The organism is Sporosarcina beigongshangi, assembly GCF_033485195.1.
Taxonomy (GTDB): Bacteria; Bacillota; Bacilli; order Bacillales_A; family Planococcaceae; genus Sporosarcina; species Sporosarcina beigongshangi.
The window spans coordinates 1-2029 of record NZ_JAWLIR010000017.1 but is presented as its reverse complement, the minus strand read 5'-3'; the positions used below and the strand labels follow the sequence as shown (position 1 = coordinate 2029).

The 2029-nt window shown below is 37.7% G+C and carries 2 protein-coding genes and 1 pseudogene; all 3 read left to right on the top strand.

Annotated features, from left to right (window positions below; translation table 11 throughout):
- Positions 1-196 precede the first annotated feature (196 nt).
- Positions 197-424: a hypothetical protein gene (locus R2B77_RS09925; RefSeq protein ID WP_203247579.1), complete on the top strand. Its 228-nt coding sequence runs from the start codon at positions 197-199 to the stop codon at positions 422-424.
- Positions 425-557: 133 nt separating this feature from the next.
- Positions 558-1640: a glycoside hydrolase family 88/105 protein gene (locus R2B77_RS09920; protein ID WP_212391513.1), complete on the top strand. Its 1083-nt coding sequence runs from the start codon at positions 558-560 to the stop codon at positions 1638-1640.
- Positions 1641-1843: 203 nt separating this feature from the next.
- Positions 1844-2029, top strand: a pseudogene (locus R2B77_RS09915) (bifunctional 2-keto-4-hydroxyglutarate aldolase/2-keto-3-deoxy-6-phosphogluconate aldolase); the annotation flags it as partial.

Sequence of the window (2029 nt, the reverse complement as noted above, 5' to 3'; positions counted from 1 at the left end):
CAGGCTTTTTGGGGGCTAATCATTTATTTCACTATCCTTTTTCTCAAATAGTATTAGCAACTCTTCATTTTTAGAAGTCATTGAGAAGCCAATTCTACTCGTTGCACAGTATCCATTAGTAGTCTTTCTGCTAATCCAAGTTATTTTTATCTTCCTTAGTCTGTTTGGGATTCACCCGATTGCAACAATTGGGATATTGACTGGCTTAATTGGAAGTTTGCTTGATGTCTATAATCCGCTAAGTCTCGCAATTGTCATGGTAACAAGTGCGATTGCTACATTGACGGTCGGGACATATGGATTAGTCGTTACACTGACGGCAATGGATACCAATCAAAGTCCCTATCGAATCACTTTAAATAATTTACCGTATGCGCTCCTGCTCGGTGGGATAGGAACAATTATTGCCTACATTCTTTTATAATCTATTGCTATATTTGGTGAACTGATGATTTCAATTAATCTCCGCGAAGGCATTTTTCAAGTGCCTGACGTTATTGATAGGATTCTTCCGTTCACCTTAATATATACAAAAAATTTAAGGAGAGATGTTAATCATGACACAGAATAATCCATTATTTATTGCAGAAAAAGCCTGTCAGACAATTATGAACACATATAGTCCAGCAGAGCTACCACCAGCTAATAGGTGGCATTATCACCAAAGCGTTTTTTTGTACGGTATGTTGCGTGTTTGGGAAGCAACAGGTAAGCAGGAGTATTTTGATTACACAAAGGCCTATGTTGATAACTTACTAGATGATGAAGGGAATTTTTTGTTTGCTAGGGATGAGCTGGATTCAATTCAAGTAGGTATTTTACTATTTCCTTTGTATGAAGAAACGAAAGATCGAAAATATATGGTTGCAGCGAAAAAATTGAGAAATTTACTGAATACAATTAATAAAACATCTGAGGGCGGTTTTTGGCATAAAGATAAATACCCTTATCAAATGTGGTTAGATGGATTGTTTATGGCGGGGCCATTCATGCTCATGTATGATAAACAATTCCAAGAACCAGAGCTTATTCAATCTGTATTGCTGCAAGAAAAATTAATGAGAACACATATGAGAGATCCACAATCTGGCCTTCCGTATCATGCGTGGGATGAGAAGAAAATCCAGCCTTGGGCAAACAAAGAAACAGGATGCTCGCCAGAATTTTGGGGCCGGTCAGTCGGTTGGTATGGAACAGCACTCATTGATTTATTAGAACAGATAGAAGGACAAAAACATGGTCAGGAAGTGTGGGTCGAAGAATTACAACGCTTTATCCCTGCAATTGTTTCGCATCAAGATGCAGACTCAGGTTTATGGTATCAAATTGTAGATAAAGGAGACCTTGAGGATAACTGGTTAGAGTCTTCTTGTTCGGCGTTATTTATCTATACGATTGCAAAAGCATTAAAAGCGGGTTATGTAGAGGATACTTATCAAGAAGTTGTGAAAAAAGCATATAATGGCTTGCTGGAACATATGGTGAAAGTTGATGATCAAAGGCTCGAGTTAAGTGGCATTTGTATCGGAACTTCTGCTGGAGAATATGAGTATTATGTATCGCGTCCGACTTCAGAGAATGATTTGCACGGGATGGGTGCTTTTATCTTAGCTTGTATGGCAATACATGATATTTCATGATAGAACGGCATACTTTTAGATCGTAACATCAATAACCACATAATCATTTCATTGGGATTGACTCAATTATTCACTATTAAGAGCAAACTAGAATGACATGCCTTGAAAACGCTTACTATAATCTATACAATTAGGTTGAAAGTTTTGAAATAACAATCACTGAATTATTTCAAACGAAGAAAGTATATATCGGGAGGTTTGTTATGAATAAACTGAAAGTATTGAATAGGATTACGAGCTGTGGCGTCGTTGCTGTCGTTCGAGCGACTTCAAAAGAAGAAGCGATGAATACCACGGAAGCGTGTATAGAAGGCGGAATTACAGGAATTGAAATCACTTTCACCGTGCAAGATGCAGATCAAATCATTCGCGAATTAGCGACTCTTTAC

What these genes read in the sequence shown, in the direction of transcription:
- R2B77_RS09920 (WP_212391513.1), top strand. Translation starts at nt 558, where the DNA reads ATGACACAGAATAATCCATTATTTATTGCAGAAAAAGCCTGTCAGACA.